Below are 14,656 nucleotides of genomic sequence, written 5' to 3' on the forward strand. Positions count from 1 at the left end.
AACCAAGCAGATGATCACGTGGGCGGCATCGGCTCGGTGCCGCCCACGCAGCGGTCTGGGGAGTATTCCGTGAAGTTCGAGCTGTCGCGGCAGGCCTTCTACGAGGCGTGGAAGCACTTCAACCTGGGGACCAAGCCAATAGTGCTCAACGTCCTGCCGGAGGGGATCCTGGAGTCCGAGCGGCGCGCCGTCGAGCGCCGGGCCTGGGACGAGCTGCACCGCCTCGGTTTCGGCAACGAGATGCGCGAGGAGGACATCTGCGGCGTCTTCCTGCCGCTGCAGCGCTACGAGCGGTCCTTCGACGTCACCTTCGGCGAGCGCACCCCAGACGGGGAGCGGAAGACGACCGGGATGGTCGCCAACGTCCGCAGCAACGCCACGCTCGCCGTGCTGACCGAGGAATCCGTGCGGCTGCAGGCGCTTCCCGCGGACTCGATGGTCCGCGCGCTGCTGAGCGTGCTGCCGGACGACCTGAAGGCCGGTCCGGGGCGCGGTGTTTCGCTGCGCAGCGCGGCGATGTCTGCGGCGGCCAAGGAGGCCGGGAGCTCCGACCGCGCGATGGCCGACGGTCTCGCGCGCCAGGGGGTCAAGCGCGACGACGCCCGCCTGCTGGTGGAGATGGCCGGTGGTGAGCGCCTCGCGTGGGCCCAGTTCGGCGCGGCGGTGATGGACGGCCAGGGCAAGCGCCACCGGGCGCCGATGGTGACGAACTTCTTCGCCACCGCCAAGGGCTGGTACATGATCGAGACCAACACCCGCGGCGCGGAGCCGTGGACCACGGTCGCCCCGATCGACAAGCCGCGGATGTCCTCCCGGGTTTCGGACCTCATGAAGACCTTCTGAACCCGGCGGACGGGGGCGATCTCGCGCGAAATCGCCGGAATCCCCACTCCCGGCAGTCCGGCGCTCCGCCACGGCCGGTGTGGGGTTGATCACCTAGAGTCGGCGCATGGTTTCGACGCAGGTGGACGGGCGGTGGGCCGCCTTCCGGCGGTCGCCGTTCTTCCCCGCGACCGTGCTCGTGCTCATCATCGGCGCCGCTGCCGCGCTGTTCGCCGGGTCCTACACCTTCGCCATGGCCAATCCGACGCCGCACAGCGTTCCGCTGGCCGTCGTCGGGGTCCGCGACGATCCCGCGCTGCTCGCCGAGATGGAGCGGGCCACGGGGACCGAGTTCGACCTCCGCCGGTACCCGGCTTACGGCGAAGCCGTGCACGCGGTGGAGGAGCAGCGCGTGTTCGGCGTGCTCGACCTGCGCGGCAGCGCGGTCCGGCTCGACCTCGCCAGCGCCGCCGGGGCTTCCGTGGCGCAGCTGCTGGAGCAGGTCGCGACGCAGGCCGCCGCGAGCCACGGGGTGGCGATCGAGGTGCGGGACCTCAAGCCGCTGCAGCGGGGCGATCCGCGCGGGCTCGCGCTGTTCTACGTGTCGCTGGCCGCGATCGTCATCGGGTTCGTCGGCGCGATCCAGCTCAGCGTGCACGCCAAGGCGCTCAACCCCGCCGAGCGGATCGGGTTCACCGCCGCCTTCGCGCTGCTCGGCGGGTTCGCCATCATCGCGGTGGTCGACTGGCTGCTGGGGGCCGTGCGGTTCCCGTTCGTCGAGTCCTGGCTGATCCTGGCGCTGACGATGTTCACCTCCGGCATGGTGTTCACCATGTTCAACACGCTGCTGGGGCGGTGGGCGATGGTGCCGACCTGGGGGCTGATGGTGCTGCTGGGCAACCCCTCGTCCGGCGGCGCGGTGTCCTGGCCGCTGCTGCCGTCCCCGCTGGGCCTGATCGGCGCCTGGTTGCCGCCCGGGGCCTCGGTGAACGCCCTGCACACCGCCGTCTACTTCGGCGGCTCCCAGCACGTGTTCCCGTTCCTGGTGCTGGCCGGGTGGGCGCTGCTGTCGTGCGGGGTGTTCTGGGCCTGGCGGCACCGGCACCCCGGCGGACGTCCGGCCGACGCCTGAATCAATACGGAACTTCCGCGTAGCGGAATTTTTCGCGGTCTTCGCGAGTTCTTGATCACTTCGCCGGTGAGGGGCATTTCACCCCGGTTTGACCTGCGAGGACGCCACCGGCATGGCTCAACTGCCCGGAAATCGGACACATTTGATGAATTTCGCCGAGATTAGTGCACTTCAGCGCCTTTGTTGGTAGTACTTGCAGCGGTGCCGCGCTCGTGCACGCCTCGTACGAGCGGGCCTGGTGGCGGGCCCGGCCGAATCAGGCTCACAAAAACCGGACCCCCGTGGAACCCGGTCGAGCCGACTCGGTACCGTCGCCGCACCGATCAAGAGAAACCCCACATCACGGAGGACATGGTGGCCCTTCCCCAGCTGACCGAGGAGCAGCGGGCAGCAGCTCTGGAAAAGGCGGCTGCCGCCCGTCGCGCCCGAGCGGAGCTCAAGGAGCGCCTCAAGCGAGGTGGAACCACGCTGGCGGAGGTCCTGGAGACCGCCGACAACGACGAGGTCCTGGGCAAGATGAAGGTCTCCGCCCTGCTCGAGGCCCTTCCCGGCGTTGGCAAGGTCCGCGCCCAGCAGATCATGGAGCGGCTGGAGATCGCCAACAGCCGTCGGCTGCGCGGGCTGGGCGAGCGGCAGCGCAAGGCGCTGCTCTCCGAGTTCAGCGGCGAGTGATCGACGCACAAACCGGCGCTGAGCCGAGGACCGTCCGCCAGGGCGAGCCTCGGCTCACCGTCGTTTCCGGGCCCTCCGGCGTCGGCAAGTCCAGCGTGCTCAGCGAGGTGCGCAGGCAGGCCCCGGAGATCTACTTCAGCGTGTCCGCCACCACCCGCGCGCCGCGCGCCGGGGAGGTCGACGGGGTGCACTACCACTTCGTCGACACCGCGGAGTTCGAGCGGATGATCGCCGCCGGCGAGATGCTCGAGCACGCCCGCTACGCGGGCAACCTCTACGGCACCCCGCGCAAGCCCGTCGAGGACGCCCTCGCCGCCGGGCGGCCCGCGGTGCTGGAGATCGAGCTGCAGGGCGCCCGCCAGGTCCGCCGGGCCATGCCGGAGGCGCAGCTGGTCATGCTGCTGCCGCCGTCCTGGGAGGTGCTGGTGGACCGGCTCACCGGTCGCGGCACCGAACCGGCCGAGGTCGTCGAGCGGCGGTTGGCGACCGCGCGCGAGGAGCTGGCCGCCGAATCGGAGTTCGACGCCAGCGTGGTCAACGCCGACGTGCAGGCCGCGACCAGCGAATTGCTACGATTGATACTCGGTCGCGAGCTGTGACGAGCCTTTGAGTAAGGGCACCGCGAGCAGCGCCGGAGTTCGGCAGATCGAAGTCCGGCACGCCGCGGGTCGCACCGCCGCCCCCAGGCAACGGCACCACGCCGCCGTCCACGAGGAGCAGGAGCCACTCACGTGAGCACCCCCAGCGCGCTGGCTGCGCTCAACAGCAGCCCGTCCACCAACACCGCCGAAGGCATCACCTACCCGCCGATCGACGACCTGCTGGAGCAGGTCAGCTCGAAGTACGCGCTGGTGATCTACTCCGCGAAGCGCGCCCGCCAGATCAACGACTACTACGCCCAGCTCGGCGAGGGCCTGCTGGAGTACGTCGGCCCGCTGGTCGAGCCGGGCCCGCGCGAGAAGCCGCTGTCGATCGCGCTCCGCGAGATCCACGCCGGCGTTCTCGAGCACACCGAAGGCGAGTGACGACCGAGCACGCCGAGGACCGCCCGCGGGTGGTCCTCGGGGTCAGCGGTGGCATCGCCGCCTACAAGGCGTGCGAGGTGCTGCGGCGGCTGACCGAGTCCGGGCACCAGGTCCGGGTCGTCCCGACCGAGGCGGCGCTGAACTTCGTCGGCGCGGCGACCTTCGAGGCGCTGTCCGGGCAGCCGGTGCGCACCGGCGTGTTCACCGACGTCCACGAGGTCCAGCACGTCCGGCTCGGGCAGGAGGCGGACCTGGTCGTGGTCGCGCCCGCCACCGCCGACCTGCTGGCCCGCGCCGCGCACGGGCAGGCCGACGACCTGCTCACCTCGACGCTGCTGACCGCCCGGTGCCCGGTGCTGATGGTCCCGGCGATGCACACCGAGATGTGGGAGCACCCGGCGACCCGGCACAACGTCGCGCTGCTGCGCAGCCGCGGCGTGGTGGTCGCCGAGCCGGACAGCGGCCGGTTGACCGGCGCGGACACCGGCAAGGGCCGGTTGCCCGACCCGGCCGAGATCGTCGACCTGGCCCGCCTGCTGCTGGCCGAGCCGAAGGCGCTGCCGCGCGACCTCGAGGGCCGCCGCGTGGTGATCTCCGCCGGTGGCACCCGCGAACCGCTGGACCCGGTGCGCTACCTGGGCAACCGCTCCTCCGGGCGGCAGGGCTACGCGCTGGCCCGGGTGGCCGCGCACCGCGGTGCGGAGGTGACGCTGGTCGCCGCGCACACCGCGGACCTGGCGGCCCCGGCCGGGGTCCGGGTGATCAAGGTGGGCACCGCCGAGGAGCTGCGGTCGGTGATGCTGGCCGAGGCCGACGGCGCGGACGCCGTGGTGATGGCCGCCGCGGTGGCCGACTTCCGGCCCGTCTCGCACGTCGAGCACAAGATCAAGAAGTCCGACCGGGACCCGGACCCGCTGGCCCTGACCCGCAACCCGGACATCCTCGCCGAACTGGTCGAAGCGCGCGGCGCGGGCAAGCTGGCCGCGTCGCTGATCGTGGGGTTCGCCGCCGAGACCGGCGACGCCACCACCTCGGTGCTCGACCACGGCCGCGCCAAGCTGGCCCGCAAGGGCTGCGACCTGCTGGTGGTCAACGCCGTCGGGGACGGGCGGGCCTTCGAGGTCGAGGACAACGCCGGGTGGCTGCTGGGCGGCGACGGCACCGAGGAACCGATCCCGTTCGGCGCGAAGTCCCGGTTGGCATCCACACTGTGGGATGCTGTGAACCGGCAGTGGCACCGCCAGTAGGGTGACCGCGCACGTCAACCACCGCGCGGTGGACTTTCAAGCAATTCAGGGAGAGTCGTGAGTCAGCAGTCTGGCCTGCGCACCGGTCGCAGGTTGTTCACCAGTGAGTCCGTGACCGAAGGCCACCCGGACAAGATCTGCGACGCGATCAGCGACTCGATCCTGGACGCGTTGCTGGGCCAGGACCCCCGCTCCCGCGTGGCGGTGGAGACCCTGGTGACCACCGGCCAGGTGCACGTCGCCGGTGAGGTGACCACCGACGCCTACGCCGACATCCCGACCATCGTGCGGGAGAAGATCCTGGAGATCGGCTACGACTCCTCGGCCAAGGGCTTCGACGGCAACTCCTGCGGCGTGAACGTGGCCATCGGGTCGCAGTCCCCGGACATCGCGCAGGGCGTGGACACCGCGCACGAGTCGCGGGTCGAGGGCGTGATCGACGAGATCGCCAAGCAGGGCGCCGGTGACCAGGGCCTGATGTTCGGCTACGCCTGCGACGACACCCCGGAGTTCATGCCGCTGCCGATCGCGCTGGCGCACCGCCTGTCGCGGCGGCTGACCAAGGTCCGCAAGGACGGCGTGCTGCCCTACCTGCGGCCGGACGGCAAGACCCAGGTGACCATCGAGTACGCCGGTGACCAGGCCGTCCGCCTGGACACCGTGGTGCTGTCCACGCAGCACGCGGCGGACATCGACCTGGACTCGATGCTCGCGGTGGACATCAAGGACCGGGTGGTCGGCCCGGAGATCGAGCAGCTCGACCTCGACACCTCCGACACCCGGCTGCTGGTCAACCCGACCGGCCGGTTCGTGGTCGGCGGTCCGATGGGCGACGCGGGCCTGACCGGCCGCAAGATCATCGTCGACACCTACGGCGGCATGGCCCGCCACGGCGGTGGCGCGTTCTCCGGCAAGGACCCGTCGAAGGTGGACCGCTCGGCGGCGTACGCGACCCGCTGGGTGGCGAAGAACGCGGTCGCCGCGGGCCTGGCCAGCCGGATCGAGGTGCAGGTCGCCTACGCGATCGGCAAGGCGGCCCCGGTGGGTCTGTTCGTGGAGACCTTCGGCACCGAGAACGTCGACCCGGCCCGCATCCAGTCGGCGATCAACGAGGTCTTCGACCTCCGCCCGGCGGCGATCATCCGCGACCTGGACCTGCTGCGCCCGATCTACGCGCAGACCGCCGCGTACGGCCACTTCGGCCGCCCGGACCTGGACCTGCCGTGGGAGCGCACGGACCGCGCGGACGCGCTGAAGGCCGCCGCCAACGCCTGACGGTGTCGTGAGCGGCGATGGTCGTCCTTACCGCCATCGCCGCTCACGACAGCTTTACGCTGGGTGAGTGGGGGACCGATTCGTTCCTTATGGCCCGTCGCACCTGGTGCTCATGGCGCTCATCGTCGTCGGGTCCGCGGTGCTGGTCGTCCTCGGCCGGCGGCACCGCGATGCGCGGATGCTCTCGCGGGCGTTCGCCGCGGTGGTCCTGGCGTTCAACGTCCCATTGCTGATCTACCAGCAGATGCCCTGGCAGTTCGACATCGACGACTCGCTGCCGCTGCACCTGTGCGACCTCGCGTGGATGGTCGGCGCTTACGCCCTGTGGACCCGGCAGCCGCTGGCCTGCGCGCTGCTCTACTACTGGGGGCTCACGCTGACGCCGCAGGCGATGATCACCCCGGCGCTGGACGCCCCGGACTTCCCGTCGCTGGCGTTCGTCGAGTTCTGGGGGCAGCACCTGCTGGTGCTCTGGGCCGCGGCGTTCCTGACCTGGGGTGTCGGGGTGCGGCCGAACTGGCGCGGGTACTGGTTCTCGGTGGTCGTGACCGCCGCGTGGGCTTTGGCGGTGCTGGCGTTCAACTCCTGGGCGGGCAGCAACTACGGCTTCGTCAGCCGGAAGCCCGACAACCCGTCGCTGCTCGACCTGATGGGCGGCTGGCCCTGGTACCTGGGTGTGGCCGCGATCGTCGGGATGGTCGCGTGGGCGCTGCTGACCTGGCCGTGGACCCGGACGCGCGCCCGCGCGCTCAGCCCGAGGCCGCGGTGAAGCCCTGCTGGCGCCACGCCTCGTAGACCGCGACTGCTGCCGAGTTGGCGAGGTTCATCGAGCGGATGCCGGGCAGCATCGGGATGCGGACCTGGAGCGTCACGTCGGCGAGGACCTCCTCGGGCAGGCCGGTGGATTCCGGACCGAACAGCAGCACGTCGCCGGGCTGGTAGTCGACCGTCTCGTAGGAGCGCTCGGCCTTCGAGCTGAAGGCGATGACCCGCTGCGGTCGCAGCTCCCGCCACGCCGACTCCAGGTCCGGGTGCACGTGCAGCGCGGCCCGGTCGTGGTAGTCGAGCCCGGCCCGGCGCAGCTTCGCGTCCTCCACGGAGAACCCGAGGGGCTCGATCAGGTGCAGGGCGCAGCCGGAACCGGCCGCCATGCGGATCGCGTTGCCCGCGTTGCCGGGGATCTCCGGGTGGTAGAACACGACGTGAAACACCCAAAATCGTTTCACACCGGCGTTCCCGGTGGCATCCGGGGGCCGAAAACCGTTGGTGCGGCAAGATCAACCGCTGTTACCCTGGTGCCGCCGGTCGAGAGGCGCTGCAACGGGCGTCGGCCCGCCACGCTCGGTCGGTGCGGGTGTCGGAAGGGTGCCTCCCGCGACCGGAGGTGTCCTCGTGGTGACCGGACTTCCGCTGCCCGCAACCGAAATCGTTGATCTGCTGAGCTACCCGGTGAAGGGCTGCGCCGGGGTGTCCGTCCCGAGCACGCCGCTGACCGACGCGGGTTTGGCGCACGACCGGGCTTTCATGGTCATCGATGAGAACGGGGTGTTCCGGACCCAGCGCCGGTGGCCGCACCTCGCGCAGATCCAACCGGCGATCAGCGACGACCGGATCGAGCTGAGCGCACCCGGCGCCGGTTCGATCGCGGTGGACGTCGACGTGACCGGACCGCGCCGGGCGGTGGACCTCTTCGGCACCGGGTACCGGGGCATCGACCAGGGAGATCCGGTCGCGGAATGGCTCTCCGACGTGCTCGGGGCGCGCAGCAGGCTGGTGCGGGTGCCGCCGGAGCACGACCGCGCCACCGACGGCGAGACGCCCGGGACCTCCGGCTACGCCGACAGCTGCGCGGTGCACGTCGTGTCGCGGTCCTCGCTGGACCTGCTCAACGAGCGGTTGCCGGAACCGCTGCCGATGGACCGCTTCCGCCCCAACATCGTGGTCGACGGCTGGGACGCCCACGACGAAGACCGCGCTGGCCGCATCAGGGCCGGTGACGCGGTGCTGGGATTCGCCAAGCTCGCGATCAGGTGCGCGGTCACCACGGTCGACCAGGCGACCGGGCGCCGCAGCGGCCCGGAACCGCTGCGGACGCTCGCCCGGTACCGCCGGGTTCCCGGCGAGGGGATCGCTTTCGGCGCGAAGTTCGCGGTGCTGCGCCGCGGAACGCTGTCAGTCGGAGATCCGGTGGTGGTCGAGACCTGGCGCTAGAGCGCCGGTTTCGCGCGAAAGCGCCCGCTCAGACCAGACCGCCGGTGGCGCGGATGTTCTGGCCCGTGACCCAGTGCGAGTCCGGGCTGACGAGGAACGCGACCACGTCGGCGATGTCCGCAGGCCGCCCGAGCCTGCCCAGGGGCGTCATGTGCTCGGTCGCCGCGATGGCGTCCGGGTCGACCGCGCCGCGCAGCAGGTCGGTGTCGGTGGGGCCGGGGGAGACCGCGTTGACGTTGATCCCGCGCGGACCCAGCTCCTTGGCCGCGACCTGCGTGAGCTGCTCGACGGCGGCTTTGCTCGCGGCGTAAGCGGATTCGCCCGGGCTGGCCCACGCGGTGCTCATCGTGGAGATGTTGACGATCCGCCCGCCGTCGCGCATCCGCCGCGCCGCGTGCTGCATCGCCAGGAAGGTGCCCTTCGCGTTGACCGCCATGATCCGGTCGTACTCGGCCTCGGAGGTGTCCAGCAGCGGTGCCGTGCCGGGGATCCCGGCGTTGTTCACCAGGATGTCGAGCTGGCCGAAGTGCTCGTCGGCGGTGTCGAAAAGCCTTGCCACCTGGTCGGTTTCGCCCATTTCCACGAGCACGGCGCGGGCACCGGTGCGCGTGCTGACGTCCTCGGCCGCGGAGTCGTCGCTGGCGTAGCCGAACAGCACCGTCGCGCCGTCGGCGGCCAACCGCTGCACGATCGCCCGCCCGATCCCGCGAGAGCCACCGGTGACGACTGCGGTCTTCCCATCAAGTCCCATGCCCCGATCGTCCCGGCAATTGCGGCCAGAACCGGTCCGGAAATGCCGATGGTGGCCCGGGCGCAGGCCGTCGTACTCGCTTTGCCTGCTCACGGGACATGAGCTGCCGAAACCTTCCCCGGGCCGACGGAGCGGCTAACCGGTCAGGGTCGAGGCGCGGGGGACCAGGCGCGGGGGCGGGTTGGTGACCACCTGCGGAACCTCGGTGCCCTTCAGGTTCGCCAGCAGGAGCTCGACCGCGCTCGCCGCGGCCTGCGCCAGGTGCAGGTCCACTGCGGTCAGCGTCGGGGTGCTGGTGCGGGCCCGGACGCCGTCGTAGCGGGTCGCCACCCGCAGGTCGGTCGGGATGTCGAGGCCCAGCGACTCCGCGGCGCGCACCGCGCCGATGGCGAAGGCGTCCACCGACGCGCAGATCGCGTCGACCTCGGGGTGCTGCGCCAGCAGCTCCTCGCAGGCGGCCTGGCCGGTTTCCTCGCCGCCCGACTCGTCGGCCTCGACCACCAGCGGCGGCATGCCGTGCTCCCGGGAGAACTCGGCGTAGACCTCCGCCAGGTCCACGTACCAGCTGCGGTGGCCGCTGCCCATGAGCAGCGCGATCCGGTCCGCGCCCTGCTCGCGCAGGTGGTCCAGGAGCAGGCGGCCGACCTGCGGCGCGCGCAGGTCCACGTGCGGCAGGTCGGTGCCCCGCTGCGGTCCGATGCTCACGATCGGCACCCCGCGCGACTGCAGGCGCTTGGTGGTCGGGTCGTCCTGGTCCGGCTCGATCACGATCGCTCCGTCGATGTCCAGCGAGTCCAGCGGCGGGTCGGAGTCCAGCGGGGGCACCAGCACCAGGGCGAAGCCGTGCAGCAGCGCGGTCTCGGCCGCCGCCGCGGCGACCTCCATGAAGAAGCCGAGCTTGGACGGGCCGCCCGCCACCGCGACCGGCATCGACGACACCAGGCCGATGGTCCGGGACTGGCCGCTGCGCAGCCGCTGCGCGCGCAGGCTCGGCCGGTAGCCGAGCTCGGCGGCGGCCTGCACCACCCGCTCCCGCGTCCGCGGATCGACCTTGCCGATCCCGTTGAGCGCGTGCGACACGGTCGTCCGCGACACCCCGGCAGCCCGCGCGACATCGGAGATCGTCGGCCGGATCGGTCCCGCCATCGCACCTCCTCACCCTCGAACCGCCGCTCAGGCTATTACGCCCCCACCCCTCCCGGAACCCCGCGCGGCCGACGCGTGGTGGGATGGCGCACGAGCAGCAGCGGAACGAAACGGACCCACCCGATCCGAAGGTCGGCAACCGCCCGTTTCCGGGCTTCCTGGCCGCTTGGCAGGAGGCGAACGGCCCGGAGCTCACCCCGCTCGACCACCTCGGCCGGGGAGGTGGCATCGAGTTCGTGCTGGCCGCGCAGTGGCTCTTCTGCCCGAACTTCATCGAGCACCGCGGTGGCGTCTTCCGCTCCGAGCTCCCGGCGGAATCGAGCGGGTCTCGCCGGAGGAACATCGACACCTGGTTCTCCGGTCGGGAGGACCGCGTGGATCTCGTCGAGTTCCACGCGAACACGACGACGTTGTGGGACGTCTTCACCAACGACGACACCACCGGGTACGAGGAAGACCTGTCCCAACTCGCCTGCACGATCGCGGAATGCTGGAGGGCGCTGCTCGCGAGGCAGTTCCCGGAGCGGCAGTTCGCCGTGGAGGTCCGCGACGACGAGAACTCGTACGGCCCGCAGATCACCTTCTACAGCAGGTCCGGGGCGTCGTGATCGCCTAGGCGATGTCGCGGTGGAGGAGGTCGGCTTCGGTTTCGCGGCGGATCCAGACCTCGGTCGTCCCGTCTTCGAGGGCCAGGACCGGGGGTCGGGGGACGAGGTTGTAGGTGGAGGCCATCGAGTGGTGGTAGGCGCCGGTGCAGGGGACCGCCAGGAGGTCACCGGCGCGGATGTCGGACGGCAGCTGGGCGTCGGGGATCAGGACGTCACCGGCCTCGCAGTGGCGCCCGACCACGCTCATCGAGCGCTTCTGCGCATCGCTCGTCCGCCCGACCAGGCGCGCGGTGTAGCGCGAGCCGTACAGCTCCGGGCGCGGGTTGTCGCTGAAGCCGCCGTCGACCGCGACGTAGGTCCGGGTGCTGCTGTGCTTGACGGTCACCACCCGGTACAGGGTCAGGCCCGCTCGGGCCGCGATCGCCCGGCCGGGTTCCAACGTCAGGCGCGGCGGCACGAGGCCGTGCTTGCGGCACTCGTAGGCCAGCACGCGGGGGATGCGGGCGGCGAAGCCGGGCAGGTCGAACGCCGCATCGCCGGGGCAGTAGGCCACCGCGTGCCCACCGCCGAGGTTGAGCTGCGGCAGCGTAACCCCGTGGCGGACCGCGATCTCGGCCAGGAAGGCCACCAGCCGCCGCACCGCCTCCTCGTAGCCGGACACCTCGGCGATCTGCGAGCCCAGGTGGCAGTGCAGCCCCACCAGCCGCAGCTCGGGGCGGGCGAGCACCCGCGCCACCGCCACCGCCGCCTGCCCACCGGCCAGCGACAGGCCGAACTTCTGGTCCTCGACCCCGGTGGCCACGGCCCGGTGGGTGCGCCCGTCGATGCCGGGCGTCACCCGGACCAGAACGTCCTGCGGGCCGGGGATCCGGTCGATCTCCGCCAGCGAGTCGACCACCACCCGGCCCACCCCGGCGCGCGCCGCCGCGCGCAGCTCCTGGTGGGTCTTCGCGTTGCCGTGCAACAAGATCCGCTCCGCGGGGAAGCCCGCGGACAGGGCGGTGGCCAGCTCCCCGGCCGAGCAGACGTCCAGCGACAGGCCCTCCTCGGCGATCAGCCGCGCCATCCGGCGGCACAGGAACGCCTTGCCCGCGTAGGCGATCTCGGCGTCCAGCGCGCGGTAGGCGCGGCACCGCTCGCGGACGGTCGGCACGTCCAACAGGTAGCCGGGCGTGCCGAAGCGGTCGGCGAGCTCGGTGAGCGAGACACCGCTCACCACCAGGTCGCCGGACGGCATCGCCTCGGCAGAGGTCGGCCAGACCGAGGTGCACAGCTTCTCGGGCAAGCTCCGGCGGTAGGTCGGCAGCAGTTCGGCCAGGGTCATCGGGCAGTTCCGCCTCTCTGTTCCGCCTCTCCGCGATTCACAGTGGTGGTCGCGTTCGAGGTTCATCTCGCGTTTGGCGGTTTCTTGTGGCTGGGTTGCGTCACGGTCCCCTGAGGTGCGGTTGGGGAGGGGGTGGCGCTTGTCTGTCGGGTGCTTTCAGGAGTACGCCGGGTTGGGGTCGGTGGCGTGGTGTTCGAGCGTGGTTCTGACACGGGGCCCGAGCGTCCTGATGTGCTGTTGACGGGCTGGTCCGGGGCTTCTGGTAGAGAAGAGGCATGGCAGGTGCACAACCCCGGAAGCGGAAGGGGGCGACGGCAGAGCAGCGGACCGCGGCGGCGCACCGACCGGTGGCCCGCGTGCTGGTCGACGTCCCGCTGCCGGTGCACCTGGACCGCCCCTTCGACTACCAGGTGCCCGACCGGCTCGACGCCGACGCGGTGCCCGGCTGCCGGGTGCGGGTGCGCTTCCGCGGCAAGCTCGTCGACGGCTACCTGCTGGAGCGCAACGAGACCACCGACTTCAAGGGCACCCTGTCCTGGGTCGAGCGGGTGACCTCGCCCGAGCCGGTGCTCACCCCGGAGCTGCTGGAGATGGCCCGCGCGGTCGCCGCCCGCTACGGCGGGATGCTCGCCGACGTGGTGCGCCTGGCCATCCCACCGCGGCACGCCGGGGCGGAGAAGAAGGCCCCGAGCGAACCCGGCCCGCCCCCGCCCCGCCCCGAGACCGAGGGCTGGAACCGCTACCAGCACGGCCAGTCCTTCTTGGACGCCGTGCACGCCGGGCGCTCGGCCCGGGCGGTCTGGCAGGCGCTGCCCGGCGAGGACTGGCCCGGCCGCCTCGCCGAGGTCGCCGCGACCGCCGCGGCAGCCGGGCGCGGAGCGCTGATCGTCGTCCCCGACCACCGCGACCTGCAGCGGCTGCAGGACGCCTGCGCCGCCCTGGTCGGCGACGGGGTCGTCGCCCTCGCCGCCGAACTCGCCCCCGCCGAGCGCTACCGGCGCTGGCTGGCGGTCCTGCGCGGCGCGGCCCGCGTGGTGGTCGGAACGCGCGCGGCGATGTTCGCCCCGGTGCGCGACCTGGGCTTCGCGGCCGTGTGGGACGACGGCGACGACCTGCACAGCTACCCCCAGGTGCCCTACCCGCACACCCGCGACGTGCTCACCCAGCGCGCGCACGCGGCGGGCGCGGCGCTGATCGTCGGCGGCTTCGCCCGCACCGCCGAAGCCGCGCTGCTCGCCGAGTCCGGCTGGGCGCACGAGCTCACCGCGCACCGCGCGGAAGTGCGAGCGGCAGCGCCGCGAGTGACCGCCATCGGCGAGGACGACACGCAGCTGGCCCGCGACCCGGCGGCGCGCGCAGCGCGGCTGCCGTCGGTGGCCTTCGAAGCGGCGCGAGCCGCGCTCGGCGCGGGAGCGCCGGTGCTGGTGCAGGTGCCGCGGCGCGGCTACGTGCCAGCGCTCGCGTGCGGCGACTGCCGCGAGCGGGCGCGGTGCCGCCGCTGCGCGGGGCCGCTGGCGCTGCCGGGAGGCAGCGAGGGCGGCGCGCCGAAGCCCGCGGCGTGCAGCTGGTGCGGAGCCGCGGAAGCGGCGTTCAAGTGCGGCAACTGCGGGTCGCGGCGGCTGCGGGCGATCGCCATCGGCGCTGGTCGCACCGCCGAGGAGCTGGGGCGTGCGTTCAGCAACGTGACGGTGCGGACCTCCGGGGCGGGGGAGGTGCTGGCGACGGTTCCGGCGAAGCCCGCGCTGATCGTGTGCACGCCGGGGGCCGAGCCGGTGGCCGAGGGCGGGTACGGCGCAGCGCTGCTGCTGGACGGTCGGACGTTGCTGGCCCGCCCGGAGCTGCGCGCGGCCGAGACGACGCTGCGGTTGTGGTTCGACGCGGCCGCTCTGGTGCGTCCGGGGCGGGACGGCGGTCGGGTGGTCGTCATGGCCGAGTCGTCGCTGCAACCGGTGCAGGCGCTGGTGCGGTGGGACCCGGCCTGGTTCGCCTCGCTGGAGCTCGCCGAGCGCGCCGAGCTGGGCTTCCCCCCGGCGCGGCGGGTCGCAGCGGTGGACGGCACGCCGGAGGCCATCGAGGCGCTGCTCGACTCGGCGGACTTGCCCGCCACGGCGGAGATCCTCGGCCCGGTGCCGCTCGGCGCGGTCGACGAGGACGGCAACTCGGAGCGGGAACGCCTGATCGTCCGCGTGGACCGGACCGAAGGTCGAGCCCTGGCCAGCTCCCTGCACGCGGCCCAAGCCATCCGCGCAGCCCGCAAGGCGGCCGAGCTCCAGGTCCGCCTCGACCCGCTGGAGATGCTCTGACCGGTTCGGGCCCAGGCGGCGGTCGTGAGCGCGTAACAGCGCCACGACCTGGGCAAGCGCAGCGGGGCCGTTCCGCGGCTAGGCTTCGAGCATGGTGCGCAGCTCGGCTCCCGACGTGGACGAATACCTGGCGGGAAGCC

General features: G+C 72.2%; 15 protein-coding genes. 11 read left to right on the forward strand and 4 right to left on the reverse strand.

What is annotated here, in order from left to right; genetic code table 11:
- Positions 1-69: 69 nt before the first annotated feature.
- From F1721_RS18910 to F1721_RS18945, 8 genes are all read left to right on the forward strand, one after another.
- Entirely contained in the window at positions 70-843 is a 774-nt protein-coding gene (locus F1721_RS18910; RefSeq protein WP_150068036.1) for an ESX secretion-associated protein EspG, read from the forward strand.
- A gap of 106 nt (positions 844-949) precedes the next feature.
- Positions 950-1,954 carry an ABC-2 transporter permease gene (locus F1721_RS18915; RefSeq protein ID WP_150068037.1) on the forward strand — a complete coding sequence of 335 codons (1,005 nt, stop codon included), beginning with the start codon at positions 950-952 and terminating at the stop codon, positions 1,952-1,954.
- A gap of 354 nt (positions 1,955-2,308) precedes the next feature.
- Positions 2,309-2,626 (forward strand): integration host factor, actinobacterial type, encoded by a 318-nt coding sequence (gene mihF, locus F1721_RS18920; RefSeq protein WP_150068243.1) that lies wholly within the window; start codon positions 2,309-2,311, stop codon positions 2,624-2,626.
- On the forward strand, positions 2,623-3,225 hold the full coding sequence (gmk, locus tag F1721_RS18925; RefSeq protein ID WP_150068038.1) for a guanylate kinase: 603 nt from the start codon (positions 2,623-2,625) through the stop codon (positions 3,223-3,225). The genes mihF and gmk overlap by 4 nt, the downstream gene beginning before the upstream one ends.
- Positions 3,226-3,357: 132 nt before the next feature.
- On the forward strand, positions 3,358-3,651 hold the full coding sequence (gene rpoZ / locus F1721_RS18930; protein WP_093154160.1) for a DNA-directed RNA polymerase subunit omega: 294 nt from the start codon (positions 3,358-3,360) through the stop codon (positions 3,649-3,651).
- On the forward strand, positions 3,648-4,898 hold the full coding sequence (coaBC, locus tag F1721_RS18935; RefSeq protein ID WP_150068039.1) for a bifunctional phosphopantothenoylcysteine decarboxylase/phosphopantothenate--cysteine ligase CoaBC: 1,251 nt from the start codon (positions 3,648-3,650) through the stop codon (positions 4,896-4,898). The genes rpoZ and coaBC overlap by 4 nt, the downstream gene beginning before the upstream one ends.
- Before the next feature lie 93 nt (positions 4,899-4,991).
- Positions 4,992-6,173 carry a methionine adenosyltransferase gene (gene metK, locus F1721_RS18940; protein ID WP_150068244.1) on the forward strand — a complete coding sequence of 394 codons (1,182 nt, stop codon included), beginning with the start codon at positions 4,992-4,994 and terminating at the stop codon, positions 6,171-6,173.
- 67 nt (positions 6,174-6,240) lie between these two features.
- Positions 6,241-6,942, forward strand: a complete 702-nt coding sequence (locus tag F1721_RS18945) for a YwaF family protein (protein WP_150068040.1) — start codon at positions 6,241-6,243, stop codon at positions 6,940-6,942.
- Here the strand turns inward: F1721_RS18945 and F1721_RS18950 are convergent.
- Positions 6,923-7,384, reverse strand: coding sequence for a tRNA (cytidine(34)-2'-O)-methyltransferase (locus F1721_RS18950; RefSeq protein WP_150068041.1), 462 nt, complete (start codon positions 7,382-7,384; stop codon positions 6,923-6,925). The two genes, F1721_RS18945 and F1721_RS18950, sit on opposite strands and share 20 nt — an antisense overlap.
- Positions 7,385-7,568: 184 nt before the next feature.
- Here F1721_RS18950 and F1721_RS18955 point away from each other — a divergent pair, with 184 nt between their 5' ends.
- A complete protein-coding gene (locus F1721_RS18955; RefSeq protein WP_246155136.1) occupies positions 7,569-8,384 on the forward strand; it encodes an MOSC domain-containing protein in 816 nt (271 codons plus the stop codon).
- A 28-nt stretch (positions 8,385-8,412) separates the two neighbouring features.
- Here the strand turns inward: F1721_RS18955 and F1721_RS18960 are convergent, their stop codons facing one another.
- Positions 8,413-9,135 carry an SDR family oxidoreductase gene (locus tag F1721_RS18960; protein ID WP_150068042.1) on the reverse strand — a complete coding sequence of 241 codons (723 nt, stop codon included), beginning with the start codon at positions 9,133-9,135 and terminating at the stop codon, positions 8,413-8,415.
- A 135-nt stretch (positions 9,136-9,270) separates the two neighbouring features.
- Positions 9,271-10,281 (reverse strand): LacI family DNA-binding transcriptional regulator, encoded by a 1,011-nt coding sequence (locus F1721_RS18965; protein WP_150068043.1) that lies wholly within the window; start codon positions 10,279-10,281, stop codon positions 9,271-9,273.
- Between the two features lie 83 nt (positions 10,282-10,364).
- Here F1721_RS18965 and F1721_RS18970 point away from each other — a divergent pair, with 83 nt between their 5' ends.
- Positions 10,365-10,889: a hypothetical protein gene (locus F1721_RS18970; protein ID WP_150068044.1), complete on the forward strand. Its 525-nt coding sequence runs from the start codon at positions 10,365-10,367 to the stop codon at positions 10,887-10,889.
- Positions 10,890-10,893: 4 nt separating this feature from the next.
- Here the strand turns inward: F1721_RS18970 and lysA are convergent, their stop codons facing one another.
- Positions 10,894-12,213 carry a diaminopimelate decarboxylase gene (gene lysA, locus F1721_RS18975; protein WP_150068045.1) on the reverse strand — a complete coding sequence of 440 codons (1,320 nt, stop codon included), beginning with the start codon at positions 12,211-12,213 and terminating at the stop codon, positions 10,894-10,896.
- A gap of 275 nt (positions 12,214-12,488) precedes the next feature.
- On the opposite strand from lysA, the gene F1721_RS18980 reads away from it, so the two are divergent.
- Positions 12,489-14,516, forward strand: a complete 2,028-nt coding sequence (locus F1721_RS18980; protein WP_150068046.1) for a primosomal protein N' — start codon at positions 12,489-12,491, stop codon at positions 14,514-14,516.
- The last annotated feature ends 140 nt before the right edge of the window (positions 14,517-14,656 follow it).

The organism is Saccharopolyspora hirsuta (genome assembly GCF_008630535.1).
In the GTDB taxonomy this organism is placed as follows: Bacteria; Actinomycetota; Actinomycetes; order Mycobacteriales; family Pseudonocardiaceae; genus Saccharopolyspora; species Saccharopolyspora hirsuta.